The 14,093-nt window shown below is 61.3% G+C and carries 14 protein-coding genes; 4 read left to right on the top strand and 10 right to left on the bottom strand.

Features of this window, described 5'->3' with window-relative positions; all coding sequences use genetic code 11:
* Nucleotides 1-46: 46 nt before the first annotated feature.
* The 6 genes from rsmA to lptF all read right to left on the bottom strand — a co-directional run bounded on the left by rsmA (nucleotide 47) and on the right by lptF (nucleotide 7,750).
* On the bottom strand, nucleotides 47-901 hold the full coding sequence (gene rsmA, locus FHS83_RS01710) for a 16S rRNA (adenine(1518)-N(6)/adenine(1519)-N(6))-dimethyltransferase RsmA (RefSeq protein WP_167080250.1): 855 nt from the start codon (nucleotides 899-901) through the stop codon (nucleotides 47-49).
* Nucleotides 898-1,812, bottom strand: coding sequence for a 4-hydroxythreonine-4-phosphate dehydrogenase PdxA (pdxA, locus tag FHS83_RS01705; protein WP_208414180.1), 915 nt, complete (start codon nucleotides 1,810-1,812; stop codon nucleotides 898-900). The genes rsmA and pdxA overlap by 4 nt, the downstream gene beginning before the upstream one ends.
* A gap of 16 nt (nucleotides 1,813-1,828) precedes the next feature.
* A complete protein-coding gene (locus tag FHS83_RS01700) occupies nucleotides 1,829-3,262 on the bottom strand; it encodes a peptidylprolyl isomerase (protein WP_167080246.1) in 1,434 nt (477 codons plus the stop codon).
* A 71-nt stretch (nucleotides 3,263-3,333) separates the two neighbouring features.
* Nucleotides 3,334-5,559: an LPS-assembly protein LptD gene (locus FHS83_RS01695; protein WP_167080244.1), complete on the bottom strand. Its 2,226-nt coding sequence runs from the start codon at nucleotides 5,557-5,559 to the stop codon at nucleotides 3,334-3,336.
* Nucleotides 5,556-6,647, bottom strand: a complete 1,092-nt coding sequence (lptG, locus tag FHS83_RS01690; RefSeq protein ID WP_167080242.1) for an LPS export ABC transporter permease LptG — start codon at nucleotides 6,645-6,647, stop codon at nucleotides 5,556-5,558. Before lptG ends, FHS83_RS01695 begins: the two co-directional genes overlap by 4 nt.
* Entirely contained in the window at nucleotides 6,644-7,750 is a 1,107-nt protein-coding gene (lptF, locus tag FHS83_RS01685; RefSeq protein WP_167080240.1) for an LPS export ABC transporter permease LptF, read from the bottom strand. Before lptF ends, lptG begins: the two co-directional genes overlap by 4 nt.
* Before the next feature lie 117 nt (nucleotides 7,751-7,867).
* Here lptF and FHS83_RS01680 point away from each other — a divergent pair, with 117 nt between their 5' ends.
* Nucleotides 7,868-9,364, top strand: a complete 1,497-nt coding sequence (locus FHS83_RS01680) for a leucyl aminopeptidase (protein WP_167080238.1) — start codon at nucleotides 7,868-7,870, stop codon at nucleotides 9,362-9,364.
* 48 nt (nucleotides 9,365-9,412) lie between these two features.
* Nucleotides 9,413-10,309, top strand: coding sequence for a tetratricopeptide repeat protein (locus tag FHS83_RS01675; protein WP_167080236.1), 897 nt, complete (start codon nucleotides 9,413-9,415; stop codon nucleotides 10,307-10,309).
* Here the strand turns inward: FHS83_RS01675 and FHS83_RS01670 are convergent.
* Nucleotides 10,306-10,608, bottom strand: a complete 303-nt coding sequence (locus FHS83_RS01670; RefSeq protein ID WP_167080234.1) for a type II toxin-antitoxin system RelE/ParE family toxin — start codon at nucleotides 10,606-10,608, stop codon at nucleotides 10,306-10,308. The two genes, FHS83_RS01675 and FHS83_RS01670, sit on opposite strands and share 4 nt — an antisense overlap.
* The gene (locus tag FHS83_RS01665; RefSeq protein ID WP_167080232.1) at nucleotides 10,605-10,856 is read right to left on the bottom strand and encodes a type II toxin-antitoxin system ParD family antitoxin; all 252 of its coding nucleotides are present in this window, start codon (nucleotides 10,854-10,856) and stop codon (nucleotides 10,605-10,607) included. The genes FHS83_RS01670 and FHS83_RS01665 overlap by 4 nt, the downstream gene beginning before the upstream one ends.
* Nucleotides 10,857-10,952: 96 nt before the next feature.
* Between FHS83_RS01665 and FHS83_RS01660 the strand changes: the two genes are divergently transcribed.
* The gene (locus FHS83_RS01660) at nucleotides 10,953-11,414 is read left to right on the top strand and encodes a DNA polymerase III subunit chi (RefSeq protein WP_167080230.1); all 462 of its coding nucleotides are present in this window, start codon (nucleotides 10,953-10,955) and stop codon (nucleotides 11,412-11,414) included.
* A 123-nt stretch (nucleotides 11,415-11,537) separates the two neighbouring features.
* Nucleotides 11,538-12,281 (top strand): hypothetical protein, encoded by a 744-nt coding sequence (locus FHS83_RS01655; RefSeq protein ID WP_167080228.1) that lies wholly within the window; start codon nucleotides 11,538-11,540, stop codon nucleotides 12,279-12,281.
* Nucleotides 12,282-12,299: 18 nt separating this feature from the next.
* Here the strand turns inward: FHS83_RS01655 and FHS83_RS01650 are convergent, their stop codons facing one another.
* Both FHS83_RS01650 and FHS83_RS01645 read right to left on the bottom strand, forming a co-directional pair.
* Nucleotides 12,300-12,662: a hypothetical protein gene (locus FHS83_RS01650; RefSeq protein ID WP_167080226.1), complete on the bottom strand. Its 363-nt coding sequence runs from the start codon at nucleotides 12,660-12,662 to the stop codon at nucleotides 12,300-12,302.
* Between the two features lie 123 nt (nucleotides 12,663-12,785).
* A complete protein-coding gene (locus FHS83_RS01645) occupies nucleotides 12,786-14,054 on the bottom strand; it encodes an O-acetylhomoserine aminocarboxypropyltransferase (protein ID WP_341801517.1) in 1,269 nt (422 codons plus the stop codon).
* Nucleotides 14,055-14,093: the final 39 nt, after the last annotated feature.

Raw genomic sequence — 14,093 nt, 5'->3', positions numbered from 1 at the left:
TGTAGCGGCGTCAGCAACTCGGAGATGTACGTATACGTTGTACCTCTTACAACCGCACACCTGCCAATTGTCGCGCGAGAGCGGCAAATTGCGCAACCGTTAAATGCTCCGGGCGCTCCGTAGGGGCGATTCCGGCCGCTTCCAGGAGGGTTTCTGGCTGCGGCATCAGGCTTTTAAGGCTCTGGCGGAGCATTTTGCGGCGCTGGCCGAAGGCGGCGGCGGTGACGGCCTCCAGCATGGGCAGCTCCGCTTCTGCGACTGGTTCCTGCAAAGGATCGAGGCGCACAATCGTGGAGGTGATCTTGGGCGGCGGCACAAAGGCGGTGCGGGCCACATCAAAGAGAAGTTTCGGGGCGCATCGCCACTGGGCCAGCACCGAAAGCCGCCCGTAATGCTCCGTGCCCGGAGGAGCGACAATGCGAAGGCCGACCTCGCGCTGGAACATCAAGGTCAAGCTTGCGAAGAAGGGCGGCCAGACCGGCACCGTGAGCCATTTAATGAGAAGCGCGGTGCCGATGTTGTAGGGCAGATTGGCGGCGATGCGTACTTTCTCGCCGATGCCGAGTTCAGCAAGGCGCGCGGCTTCGTCCACCTTCATGGCATCGCCTGACACCACCGTCAGCCGTCCGGGATAGGCGAGGGCCACTTCGGTGAGGGCTTCGATGCAGCGCTCGTCGCGCTCCACCGCGATGACATGTTTGGCGCCTTCATCGAGAAGCCCGCGTGTCAGCCCGCCCGGTCCCGGCCCCACTTCATAGACGATGGCGCCTTCGCAATCGGCGGCGCGCGCTATACGGCGGGTGAGGTTGAGGTCCAGAAGGAAGTTCTGACCAAGCGATTTTTTGGCGATCAGCCCATGGGCTGAAATCACCTCGCGCAGCGGCGGCAGGGTATCGGTCATTTTTGCTGGTTCCGTGCGTCCGCCATCTCCCCAGCCATGGCGATGGCGGCGAGCATGCTTCTATGATCGGCTTTGCCTTGTCCCGCGATCTCGAAGGCGGTGCCGTGATCGGGAGAGGTGCGCACAATGGGAAGGCCGAGCGTGACGTTGACGCCATCCCAGAAGGACAGCGTCTTGATCGGGATCAGCGCCTGATCGTGATACATGCACAGCGCCGCGTCATAGGCTTTGCGCGCTTCCTCGTGGAACATGGTGTCGGAGGGCAGGGGCCCTATCACGTGATGGCCATGCGCGCGAAGTTCGGAAATAGCGGGCGCGATCACCGCATCTTCTTCGCCGCCGAGGGCGCCATTCTCGCCCGCATGCGGGTTCAGCCCGGCAATGGCAAGGCGGGGGGCCGCGATACCGAAATCCTTCTGGAGGGCGGCAAGAGTGATCTCGGCGGTCTCGATGATGGCCTCGCGCGTGACCAGCCCCGGCACGGATGCGAGCGGCACATGCACCGTCATCGGCACCACGCGCAAAGCTTTGCTCGCCAGCATCATCACGGCGCGCTTGGCGCCCGTCAGATGCTGCAGGTAATCGGTATGACCGGGATAGGCAAAGCCCGTCTGCATCAGGACATGCTTGTTGATGGGCGCGGTGACGAGCCCGCCGGCCTCGCCTTTTTGGCAGAGCGATACCGCCAGAGAAATCGCTTCCACCGTAGCGGCGGCGTTATCCGGAGAGGGCTTGCCGGGCTGGCGCTTGGCTTTTGCGGTGGTCGCAATGAATGCGCTGGCGGGAAGGTCGAGCCCTTCGAAGACATCAGGATCGCCGACAATCTTCAGCGCCCGCGCGCCAATGGCCCCGCCCAGCGCATGAAAGGCGGCGGCGGCCACTTCCGGCCCAATGCCGGCCGGTTCTCCCATGGAAAGAAGAAGTGGCTCAGCGGGTCTCGATATTGGCATTGCGGCGCAGGTCCCGGTTATAGCGGCGGGCCAGGGCCGAAATCTGCTCGTTGAAAAGCTGCTGCTCGATCTGCTCGCGCGTGGGCTTCTGCCAAGCGACCTGCTTGATCTCGCGCTTATCGCAACGCACGAAGATTTCGATACCGGCGTCGGAAAGGAAGGGATCGGCAACGCCGCCCGATTCCGTCTTGCCCAGCACTTCGCGGGTCTTCTCGTTGAGATCGGCCATGCGGACATTGCCGAGGGCGAAATAGAGCGAGCCCGGCACCGATTTCGGAATGGTCTTCTCGGCCATGTCGCAAGAGGTGATCGCGTTCTGGATCGTCTTGCCGATTTCCAGCACCTTGGTGACGTAATCCTGCGGCGCCTTCGGCGGCAGGCGCAGAAGCACGCGGCCAAGCGGCAGGGTGGCGGGCAGGCCGGCTTCGGTCGGCTTCTTGTCTTCGATCTTGGTGCCTTCCGGCTCGAAGCGCTGGCGCAGCACCAGGATGTAATAGCCGCCCGTGGAACGGACCGGCTCCGACATATCACCGGTCTTCATGGTGGCGAGCACCTTGTTCAATTCGGGCGCAAGCTGGCCATCGAACACCACGCCGATATCGCCGCCCTGCGCCGCCGAGGGGCTCTGCGAGAACTGGCGCGCGATGGAGGTGAACTGGCCGCCGGATTTAAGCTGCGTCACGAGCCCTTCGGCATCCTTGCGCACCTTCTCGTCCTGATCGGGATTTTCCACCGCGAGGAAGATTTCGGAGACCGCGAAATGGGCCTTGTTGTCACCTTCCTTGATACGCGCCATTTCGGCATCGACCGCTTCCGGCGAAATGGTGACACGGCCTTGGAAGTGTTCGTTCACGGCCTTCTGCCACTGAATTTGCGCTGCGAGTTGAGCGCGGAAAGTGGCGAGCTGAACATTGCCGCGCGCCAGGATCTCCTTGAGCTGATCCAGCGACATGTGATTTTCGCTGATGATCTCCTGCATGTACTTGTCGACTTCGACCGCAGAGACGGTGATGTCGTTCTTATTGGCTTCCGCGCGCTGCAAGACCTCGGTCTCGAGCTGCTCCAGCACCTGATCGCGGACCTTCTTCTCCATTTCCGGCGTGCGCGGAATATTGGAGGTGGTCATCACCAGCGCCATGCGCTGCTGCAATTCGTAAGAGGTAATCGGCGTGTCGTTAACCAGCGCAACAATGCCGTTCTGAAAATGCGGCTTCTTGGGTTTGGCTGGCACCTTGGCTTCGCCCTTTTCGGGGGCAGCACCGGGCGTGGTCGCCGCGGCCGGGTCCACGCGCGCTTCGCGCTGCAAGGGTGCGGCGCCCAGAGGGGCGATAACGCCTGGCACCAGAACGGCCAGCGCCGCTAGAACCGGGGCGAGGCTGCGAATTTGCAAGGTACGCGATTTCAGGGCCATGGCCGGACGTTTTTTCCCAATGAAGGCCAACCTTTAACAGGGGCCGGAGGATAAGCAAATCCGCATTCGGATCAAGGACGCCCATAGGAGAAGACATCTTGCGGAAACAGGCTGAACGGCTGGATCGTCGTCTCGGTCGTCTTAAGCTTTATCCGCAAAATATAGCTGGTCGAGGGGCGCAAATCCCGGTCGGTCGTGTATTTGCGGCGGTAGCCGAGGGAAATCCCCAGGCATTCATCCTCGTAACCAAGCCCGAATTCGTTATCGAGCGTCTGTTCGGCCTTCAAATCGCGGCGGATGGCCGCAAAAGCCTGCCAGTTACGATAGAAATTCACGTCCATCTGGGCGGTAATTTCCTGGCGGGCCGGGAGCAATTGGCCGTCCGGTTCCACGAAGTTGGGCACGCCGCGCATCGCCGACAACTGCACATAGGAAACGCGTACCGAACTGCGCCCCAGCGTGCCGGTGACATAAACTTCATCTCGCGAAACATTACCGGTCTGTTCATCTATGTCGAGACGATTGGTAAGGTCCAGGTAAGGCGGGAATTTCAGGCTGAAACGGCCCACCAAGTCGGAATGCTTGTCGGTGAAGCCCGAGCCGGAGATATCCGACAGGCCCGGATCCTTGTGCAGGCGATAGGCTTGGCCGATCAGCGCCTCGGCATATCCGGAATCGAAACGCATCTCTGCGCGCAAGCCGAAGTTGGCGCGCGGCCCGGAGACGACGAGATCATAGCCAGGCACCTGATCGAAGGAGAGCAGATTGTTCTCGTCGAGCTCGACGTTCAGGCTGTCTTCGTTCTGGACGTTGGAGAAATTGCCGCCATAAGGCTGCGCGATGACCTGGGCGATAGGTTCGAGCAGGATGGAATGGCCCCCGCCGCGATTGGCGATGAAAGGCCAGCGCCAATCGAGCGCCATATAGGGAATGGCACGCGTCGCATAATGGCTGCTGTCGCCATCCAGCGGCGTATCGGTGTGATAGACATCGCCACGCGCATTGATCTGGAAGGTCCAGAGCTGGCCCATTTGCGTGACCAGCGGAAAGCGCCAGCTTGCTTCGGCGGTGACACGCTGATTGTTGGCGCCCGATTGGCGATAGAGCGAAACCGAATTCACATCCAGGCGGAAGCGGCCACCCGCCAGCTTCTGCATCGGAATGTAGGTGTATTCGATAAGCGGCAGCGGAATGGCGAAGCTGTGATTGTCGTCCGAAGCGCGCAAGCCCTGGAAGAAATAGCTCGAAAGGGCAAAGCGGCTTTGGCCTTGTTCGCCGCTGACAAAGAGATCCGACACCAAGCGGTCAAGCTGGGAGATGTTGTAGCGCTTGAGATAAGTGTCATTGGAGGTGAGCTGCGCGTCGTAGCCGAGGGTCCAGTTCTCGGCAATCTTGGCGCGGCCCGAGCCGAACAAATGCGAATAGTATTGGGTCTGATCCTGGCTGGTGCCGCCGTTCGGCGTATGCGCCACGGAGCCTTGCAACCACATGCCGCCGTCGTTCCAGCGCTCGCGATATTCGCCTTCCAGCACCTGTCCGCCCTTGGTGGTGAAGGTGGATTGCAAGGTGGCGTCGCGGCTGGGCGAGATCGACCAGTAATAAGGGATCGAGATGAAATAACCGTTGGCGCTCGAATTGCCGACGTCCGGCAGGAGGAAGCCGGAGGAGTGATGCACGGTCGGATCGGGTTCGGTCAGGATCGGGGTGTAGAAGATCGGAATGCCAAAAACGGCCAGCGTGGCATCGGTGAATTTGACCCGGTGCTTTTCGTTGTCATGCACCACCCGCACAGCCTTGATCTGCCACACCGGGGTTTTGCTGCCGTCCTGCTGGCAGATTTTGCACGGCGTATAAGCGACATGGTTGGCGATGGTGATGCGCCCGCCTTCCTTGCGCTCGGCGCTTGCCGCCACGAGGCGCCCATGGCTGCCGAGCAGCGCGCCGAAGCCTGTCAGCGCGCCCTCGCGCAGCTTGTCTTTCAAGACGACATGCTTGGCGAAGGCGACATTGCCGGTCTTATCCATCACCGTGACATTGCCATCGGCGGTGACGACATCGGTGTTCTGGTCGTAGCTGACCTTATCGGCGATGAGGATGCTGCCGTCGTAATCGATCTCGACGTGGCCGGAGGCGATGACTCGCTTGGCCTTGGAATCGTAATCGGCCTTATCGGCCTGCAGGAGCATGTCTTTCGCAGGTGCGCGTTCTTCCGCCGCCGCCGCCGAAAGGGTGAGGGCAGTGATCGCCGCGCCGCCAAGCAGAATCCGTCGCAACAAGGTTTTTAAGGGCGGTGTCATCCGTCCTCCTGGTGGAAGACGAGCGTCATGCCGATCAGAATGGCCGCCAATGCCGGTGCCGTGGCCGCAAGCCAGGCGGGCAGAATGGCGGTCTGACCGAGCGCGCGCGTCAAATCCGTGAAGAAATATACGCCGAAGCCCGAAAGGGCACTGATCAATACCACGCGTCCGAGCCCTCCGGCGCGGGAAAGTTTGAGCGAAAAGCTCGCGGCCATGAAGACCATCGCCGCCAATAGCACCGGCAGGGTAAGGAGGGAATAGAGGTAAAGCCGGTAGCGGATCGCCGAGAAACCTGCGTTTTCCGCGGCCTGGATGAACTGCGGCAGGGCCCAGAAGGAGAGTGTGTCCGGCGAGGCGAAGCTTTCTTGAATCTGAGTCGGGGTGAGCGTGGTTTTCTGGGGATAGAGATCGTAATGCTTCGGAATGCCGTCCGGGCCGGAGACCCAGGCGTCTTTCAGCATCCAGGCGCCATTGCCGAGCTGCGCGCTTTTGGCATCGATCCGCCCTTCCAGGTGGTCCTTGGCGCCATAATTGAAGACGATAACATCTTCCAGATGTACCCCCTGGTCGGAGACCGAAAGGGCGTGAATCACCGATTGGGCTTGTTTGGTGCCTTGGCGCAGCCACAGCCCATTGGCCGAGACCGACAATTGCGAGGCCTGTCCCTTGACGTATTTGGCCTCCAGAGCCGCGAACTGGTTGAGCATCACCGAGGAGACTGGAGTGGCGGCCAGCACCACCGCCACGCCCAGCGCCACCGCCACCGCCAAGGGGGGCAAGAGGAAATCCCAGGCCGAGACGCCCGCCGCGCGGGTTGCGACCAATTCCTGATTTCGCGACAGACGCACAAAGCAGAACACCCCGCCCAGAAGCACGGCGAAGGGCAGCATCTTGATGCCGAGCACGGGCAGATGCAGCAGCGCCATGGCCGCGATCAGGCTGGTGGAGACGTTGTTCTCCGAGGTGCGATTGAGCAGGTTCACCATATCGATGGAGAAGGCGAGCAGCAGGAAGCCGGCATAGACCGTGGCGATACCGCCCGCGAAATGGCGCGCCAGATAGCGGTAGAGAGTCCAGGACCAGCTCATGCCGCCTCCGCCGCCAGCGCAGGCTTGGGATGGAGGCCGCGCAAGAGCAGGATTGCTGCGACACTTCCCAGAAGCGGCAGGACATAAAACAGGAAGACGAGGCTGTTGTTCGAGGCGACCATGCCTTGCACGCCATAGCCTGCGATACGCAAGCCCACCGCCGCAAAACACGCCGCCGTCAGGCGCAGCACATGTGCTCCGCGCGCGCGGCTTCCCCGCACCACCGCGGCGAGCGCGATCAGCGCGAAGGGAATGCAATAGAGCGGCACCGAGAGGCGGTTATGTGCCTCGGCGATATAGGCCTTGCGTGTCTTGGGCTTGAGCTTGGGATCCGGCGATAGCAGCTCGTTCAGGTAGAGCTCGCTGGTCTTGCGCTCGATCGCCTGGTTCTTGTTGACGAACTGATCGAGATCGAAGGGATAGCTTTCGAATTTTGCGACTTCCAGACGTGCGCCGTTTTTACGGGCCCACTGAATGGTGCCGTTCTGCATCAAGAGCCGGGCGCCTGCCGGGGTCTGCAAGAGCTGGCCGCTCTCGGCGAGATAGGTGACGGGCGCCTTCGGGTTGCGGTTGTCATGCACCAGGACGCCGTAAATCCCGCCATGATCGTCGATCTCGCGGATGAAGACCGTCAGCCCCTTGGTCTGGGTGTTGAAGGTGCCTTCGTTGAGCAGCGAGGCGCCGATATTGGCGCGGATGTCGAAGAGCTTGTCGTTCATGGCGCGCTGGCCGGCCGGCATCAGATAGAGGCCGCAGGCATAGGTCGCCACCATGATGATCCCCGCCGCCACCAGCACTGGCACCGTCATTTGGGCCCGCGAGAAGCCTGCCGAGGCCATCACCACGAGCTCGCTATCCGATTGCAGCCGCGACAGGGCGTAAAGCCCGCCAAAGAAGAAGGCGAGCGGCAGGATGATGATCAAAAGGCTCGGGATCACCAAAAGGGTGAGATAGGCGAAGGTCGTGGCCGACTGACCACGGTTAATGACCTTGTCCAGAAGGCTCAGCGCCTGGGTCAGCCAGATGACCGCGGTCATCAGGAAGGCGAAGAGCGCCACGGGCCCGAGCAACTGTTTCAGGACATAGGTGGACAGCTTCGGCATGGACATCCCAGATGCGCCCGCTTGCCCCCGGGGCGATTCGACTTAGATTAGCTATCCCTTCTTTAGCATCCCCTTGCGGCTATCGCGCAACCGGACCGAAATTCAGGAGAGTTTTCCATGCATTTTACCTTTGCCGCAGTCACCGCTGCCACACAGGGCACGCTGGTTGTAGGGGCGAGCGAAGGCCCGGCTCTGCTCGGAGCCGCCGCAAAAGCCGATAAAGCCAGCAAGGGCGCGGTTCAGAAAGCGCTTGCCGCCTCCCGCTTCACGGGAAAATCCGGCCAGCTTGTGGATATCTTGGCCCCGGCGGGGCTTTCCGTGACCCGGCTGATCGTTCTGGGTCTGGGAAAGGCCGAGGAATTCGACGGCGCGGCGGCGGAGCTTGCAGGCGCGGCGGTGGTCGCCAAGTTGAAGGGCGGTGCTGATACCGCCGTCACGGTCGATTTTGAAGGGCTGAAGGGCGCCAAAGTCTCGGGCGCGGAGCTTGCTGCCCATATCGCCCTGGGGGCTCAGCTCAAGAGCTATTCCTTCGAGCATTACCGCACCAAGGACAAGGAAGAAGGCCCGAAACTCGGCAAGATGACGGTGGTAACAGGTGATGTCGCCGCCGCCCGCAAGGCTTTCGCTCGCCTCGATGCGGTGGCGTCCGGCGTGTTCCTGGCCCGCGATCTCGTTAACGAGCCGCCAAATGTGCTCTCGCCGGTGGAATTTGGCCGCCGCGCCAAGGAGCTGACCAAGCTCGGCGTGAAGGTGAGCGTGCTCGGTGAGGCACAGATGAAGCGCCTCGGCATGAATGCACTTCTGGGCGTCGGCCAGGGCAGCGAGCGCGAAAGTCAGCTTGTGGTCATGGAATGGAAAGGTTCTCGCAAGAAAACCGCCGCCCCTATCGCCTTCGTCGGCAAGGGCGTCTGCTTCGACTCGGGCGGCCTCAGCCTTAAGCCCGGCGCGGGCATGATGGGCATGAAGGGCGATATGGGCGGGGCCGCGGCCGTGATCGGCACCATGAAGGCGCTCGCCACCCGCAAGGCCAAGGTGAATGCCGTGGGCGTCATCGGCCTCGTGGAAAACATGCCGGATGGCAAGGCCCAGCGCCCCGACGATGTGGTGAAATCCATGTCGGGCCAGACCATCGAAGTCCTCAACACCGATGCCGAAGGCCGCCTCGTGCTCGCCGACGCGCTGTGGTTCACCCAGGACAAATTCGCCCCCAAATTCGTCATCGATCTCGCCACCCTCACCGGCGCGATCCTCATCTCGCTCGGTGCCGAACATGCGGGCCTGTTCTCAAACGATGACGCGCTGGCGGGCCAGATCGCCGAAGCCGGTAAGGCCGTGGGCGAACCGGTGTGGCGCATGCCGCTGGCCAAGGGCTATGACAAACTTATCCGCTCCAAGATCGCCGATATGAAGAACATCGGCGGCCAGCATGCCGGATCGATCACCGCCGCCCAGTTCCTGCAGCGCTTCGTGAAAGAGAAGACCCCTTGGGCGCATCTCGATATCGCGGGCGTGGCTTGGCAGGACGGCGAGCAGAAGCCGCTGATCCCGAGCTGGGGCACCGGCTGGGGCGTGCGCGTTCTTGACCGTCTTGTGGCTGATAAATACGAGGACTAGCCTGTACCCTCGATTGAACGGTTCGCCGTTTCTAAGCGGGGGTGTGTCATGCGTGTACGGAATTTCATTCTAGTGGGGCTGGCCGCGGGTCTCGTGACGGGAGCCGCGGCTTTTGCCGATGAGAACAGCCCGCCGGTGGCGAGCGGGATGACCACCACCGCACCGCGCTGTCCTGCGGTGAAGGGTGACGACCCGTCGTCGCCGAAAATCATCCCAAATCTTTTTGCCGCGCGCGAGGAGCTGCGCCTGAACCATGTCCAGCGCGCCGCGGCGCATCTGCGCCCGCTGGCGGAGGACGGCAATGTCGAAGCCCAGCGCGAATTGGGCCAGCTCCTGCTGCGCGAGGGCTGCAACATGCCCACCGACAAGAAGGGGGCCTTGTCGTGGTTGCGTAAAGCCGCGGCCAAGCAGGATGTCCCGGCGCAGTTTCTTCTCGGTCAGGCGCTGATCTACGGCAAGGGTGGCAATGTCGATGAAGAAGATGGCGCGATGTGGATCAAACGCGCTGCCAAGGCAGGCGATGCGCGGGCGCAGACGATGCTGGGCTATCTCTATTTTGCCGGACGCGGCGTGAAAACCGACAAGAAGGAAGCCATCGCTTGGACGGTGAAGGCGGCGGAGCAGGGCATCGCTGTCGCGCTCTCCAACCTTGCCAAGAGCTATATGAATGGCGATGGCCTGCCGAAGGATCTGCATCAGGCGATGATCCTGATCTCTGCCGCGCAGCAACGCATTCCGCCAACCCAATACCAGCTCATCTCCCGGCTCAACGAGACCCGCTATTCCATCGCGCATCTGCTCAGCGTGGAAGAGGCGCGGGCTGCCGAGAAGGAAGCGGAGAAATGGACGCCCGGCCCAGGTTCGCTCGCCAAGGTGCTGACCGATTCCGCCAATTGGAAAGCAGGCGATTCCAAACCTAGCACCGAACACGATGCCGGGGGCTAACGGCCCATCAGATGGGGAATGTCGCGCGCGCCATGCAGGACACGTAGGATCAATGGCGGCGCATGAAATGGATCATAGGCGATGATGTAGGGATAACCGGTCAGGATAAGGAACCTAATCGGCTCTTCGGTAATATCAGGCCTTTCGACGCCAAGTCCTGGGTGGGTGCCGATGCGTCCCGCTGCGGCGGCAACTGCCTTGCGTAATTCCGCAGCTGCTTTCGGGTTGTCCTTTGCAATCCATCGTACGGCCTCGAGCAGGTCTTTGCGCGCCCGGGGCTCGAGGATTGCGGGTTTCATTCCTTTTCGCCAGCAATGACAGCGTCCATCTCCGCGAGGACTTCATCGAGGGTGAAATAGCCTTCGCGTTCGCCTTCCTCGCGTACTTCCGCGATCATCTTGTCGAAGGCTTTGCGACGCTCGATTTGCTCTTGCAGCAGCGCGAGGCCGGAGCGCAGGACATCGCCGACCGTTTCGTACCGGCCTGATTCCACGCAAGCGCGGGCAAATTCTTCTTCTTCCGGGGTGAGCTGGATGGTGGCGGTCATGCTGGCGCCTCTCTTACCGCTTTGACGGCTCAAAGCTTTGACATACCATAGCAAATCGTAATGCCTGCGCCAATCTAGCGGGCGCCGGACACCGCTATGGCTGAAACCCTGTTTTATCACCTGGAGCGCCGTTCGCTCGAAGATGTGCTTCCCGGCCTGGTCGAGAAGAGCCTTGAGCGGGGCTGGAAGGTACTGATCAAATGCGAATCCGCCGACCGTGCCGATGCGCTCGATACCCTGCTCTGGACCTTCAATGACGGCTTCCTGCCCCATGCGCAGCTCGGCGATGGTACGGCGAGCCGCCAGCCGGTGCTGATCACGGTGGAAGAGGGCAACCCCAACGCCGCCGCCATCCTGTTCCTGACCGGGGGGGCTGTTCCGCCCGATTGGTGCGGTGCGATGGCGAGCGAACTCACCCGCATCGTGCTTCTGTTCGATGGCCGCGATGAGGAGGCGCTTGCGGGCGCACGCGCGGCCTGGAAAGCGGCCAAGGCGGGCGGGCATGAGGTTACATATTGGAAAGAAAGTCCCAGCGGCCGGTGGGAAAAACAGGCCTAAAGCCGCGTCTCAAAAGCTGGTAATAACAAGGGGTTGATTTGGCAGGATTCGCCTGCCTATCTGCCCACACCCCGTCAGAAAAGACCTATTGAAAACGGGGACGAGGAAACACAGGTCATACTCATGCTGTTCGGCACCGGCTTTGGCGTATTACTGATCTCGCTAGCGTTTGCATATCACTGCATTCGCAGTGGCCGCCCATGGTGGTGGCTGCTCGTGATCGGCATGCTGGGCCCCATCGGCTGGGCCGCTTACATCATCTTCGCCATCGTGCCCGACATGTTCGCGAGCACCTCTGCCCGCCGTTTTGCCGATAACGTTGCCGCGATGGCCGATCCCGGCCGCGGCTATCGCGAGAAGCTGCGCGAGGTGGAGCGTGTCGGCTCCGCCGATGCCAAGCGGGCGCTGGCGGAGGAATGCATCAAGCGCGGCCTCTTCCAGGACGCGGTGGAGCTTTATCAGGGCGCCATGCAGGGCCCGATAGGCGAGAGCGATCCGGTGCTCTTGAAGGGCCTTGCGCGCGCCAAGCTGCTCGCGGGCGACGGCAAGGGCGCCGCGGACGCCTTCGAGAAGCTGAAGGACCTCGACCGCGCCGCGTTCGATGCCGATACCGAGCTTGATTACGCGCGCGCGCTGGCGCTGGTGGGGCGCACCGACGAAGCCTTGCGCCAATATGAATGCGTGGTGCCGCGTTACCCCGGCGAGGAAGCGCGCTGCCGCTATGCGCTGCTGTTGCAGCAGATCGGCCAGACCGATCGCGCCCAGGCGCTGTTCCGCGAGATCGTGGCTTCCGTTAAGCACGCGCCCGGCTATTACCGCTCGCGCCAGCGTGAATGGGTCCAAATCGCCCGGCAGCAATTGGCCTGAATTTCAGGTGATCTGATTTTACTGAATCCCGGCAACCAGCTTTTCGCCATGGCCATCGGCGTTCTTCACGCGATCGCCTACCTTGCTGACCGACATCGGCCCGCAATCGGGATTCTTCATCGTGGGTAGCGGCGGATCGAAATTCCGGCAAATCGTGCCATCGGCTTTGCGCTCCCAGGTGCCTTTGAATTCCATGGCATAGCTGGGAACCTTACCCGTGAAGGTGTGATCGGGCTTGTAATAGAAGTGGCTGATTATGCCTTTATCTAAACACACCAAGGTATTGCCGTAGAAGCTGGCCATAGGATCGCGTTGAGGGGTAGCGAGCGCGGCAGTGGTAACCGCGGCGGCAATAAGGGTGGCCCGGAGCATGACGGACATGGCATCACCGTGAAACTCTACGCGTCATAAAAACGCGCGACGCCTGAAAGTTCCATGGCTTAATTGTAACAGAGTTTGTAACAGGAAAGGCGGGCGCCCCAGCCCGCCTTTCCGGCCGCCTGTTTACGCCAATGCCTGTTCGAGATCGGCGATGATATCGGCGGCGTCTTCAATGCCAATCGAGACGCGCACGGTTTCCGGCGAGGCACCCGCCTTGATCAGCTCTTCCGCCGAAAGCTGGCTATGGGTGGTGGAGGCGGGGTGAATAATGAGACTCCTTGTATCGCCGATATTGGCGAGATGGCTGAAGAGCTTGACGGAGTTGACGAGCTTCTTGCCGGCTTCGAAGCCGCCCTTGAGACCAAAGGTGAAGACGCTGCCCGCGCCTTTGGGGCTGTATTTGCGGTGGAGCTCGTAGCCTGCGTTCTCCGGCAGGCCTGCGTAATTCACCCATTCGACCGCGCGATTGACCGAGAGCCATTTGGCGACCTCTTGCGCATTCTTGTTATGCTGAGCGATGCGCAAGGGCAGGGTTTCGATGCCTGTCAGCACCAGAAAGGCGTTGAAGGGCGAAAGCGCTGGTCCAAGATCGCGCAGGCCCAAGACGCGTGTCGCCAAAATGAAAGAAATGGGACCAAAGGTCTCCCAGATTTTCAGGCCGTGATAGGAGCCGTTCGGTTCGGTGAGGGTGGGGAATTTGCCATTGCCCCAATTGAACTTGCCCGCATCCACGATCACTCCGGCGATGGAATTGCCATGCCCGCCGAGGAATTTCGTCGCCGAATGCAAGACGATATCCGCGCCCCATTCGATCGGCCGGATGAGATAAGGCGTCGCCAGCGTGTTATCGACAATCAAGGGTACGCCCGCGTCATGGGCGATTTTCGCGATGGGCTCGAGATCGGTGATCACGCCCCCGGGATTGGCGATGCTTTCGACATAGATCGCTTTGGTCTTATCCGTGATCAGCGGCTTGAAACTCTCCGGCTTGGTGCCGTCGGCCCACTGCACACCCCAGCCATATTTCTTGAAGGCGTGGTTGAACTGATTGACCGTGCCGCCGTAAAGCTGGCGCGCCGCCACCACCTCATCACCGGGATTGAGCAGCGTGTAGAGCGCAAGATGCTGCGCGGCATGGCCTGAGCCAACCGCAAGCGCTGCCGCTCCGCCTTCCAGCGCTGCCACGCGCTGTTCCAAGACATCATTGGTCGGGTTCATGATGCGCGAATAGATGTTCCCGAATTCCTTGAGACCGAACAGATTGGCGGCGTGATCGGTGTTGTCGAAGACATAGGACGTCGTCTGATAGATCGGCGTCACCCGCGCGTGGGTGGTGGGATCTGGCTTGGCGCCTGCGTGAACGCTCTTGGTCGAAAATCCGGGTTCAGACACGTGTGATGCTCCTGTGTGAGAAGTGTCGTCGTCAGCGAA

Origin of the sequence: Rhizomicrobium palustre (genome assembly GCF_011761565.1) — a bacterium.
GTDB lineage: Bacteria > Pseudomonadota > Alphaproteobacteria > Micropepsales > Micropepsaceae > Rhizomicrobium > Rhizomicrobium palustre.
Note: the sequence above shows the minus strand (reverse complement) of the source record. Positions and strands in the feature narration are given on the sequence as shown.

Coding starts and splice junctions, on each gene's coding strand:
- pdxA (WP_208414180.1), bottom strand. CDS start 1,812: ATGGGAGAACCGGCCGGCATTGGGCCGGAAGTGGCCGCCGCCGCCTTT.
- FHS83_RS01675 (WP_167080236.1), top strand. CDS start 9,413: ATGCGTGTACGGAATTTCATTCTAGTGGGGCTGGCCGCGGGTCTCGTG.
- FHS83_RS01650 (WP_167080226.1), bottom strand. CDS start 12,662: ATGTCCGTCATGCTCCGGGCCACCCTTATTGCCGCCGCGGTTACCACT.
- FHS83_RS01670 (WP_167080234.1), bottom strand. CDS start 10,608: ATGAAACCCGCAATCCTCGAGCCCCGGGCGCGCAAAGACCTGCTCGAG.
- FHS83_RS01665 (WP_167080232.1), bottom strand. CDS start 10,856: ATGACCGCCACCATCCAGCTCACCCCGGAAGAAGAAGAATTTGCCCGC.
- rsmA (WP_167080250.1), bottom strand. CDS start 901: ATGACCGATACCCTGCCGCCGCTGCGCGAGGTGATTTCAGCCCATGGG.
- FHS83_RS01655 (WP_167080228.1), top strand. CDS start 11,538: ATGCTGTTCGGCACCGGCTTTGGCGTATTACTGATCTCGCTAGCGTTT.
- lptF (WP_167080240.1), bottom strand. CDS start 7,750: ATGCCGAAGCTGTCCACCTATGTCCTGAAACAGTTGCTCGGGCCCGTG.
- FHS83_RS01700 (WP_167080246.1), bottom strand. CDS start 3,262: ATGGCCCTGAAATCGCGTACCTTGCAAATTCGCAGCCTCGCCCCGGTT.
- FHS83_RS01680 (WP_167080238.1), top strand. CDS start 7,868: ATGCATTTTACCTTTGCCGCAGTCACCGCTGCCACACAGGGCACGCTG.
- FHS83_RS01695 (WP_167080244.1), bottom strand. CDS start 5,559: ATGACACCGCCCTTAAAAACCTTGTTGCGACGGATTCTGCTTGGCGGC.
- lptG (WP_167080242.1), bottom strand. CDS start 6,647: ATGAGCTGGTCCTGGACTCTCTACCGCTATCTGGCGCGCCATTTCGCG.
- FHS83_RS01660 (WP_167080230.1), top strand. CDS start 10,953: ATGGCTGAAACCCTGTTTTATCACCTGGAGCGCCGTTCGCTCGAAGAT.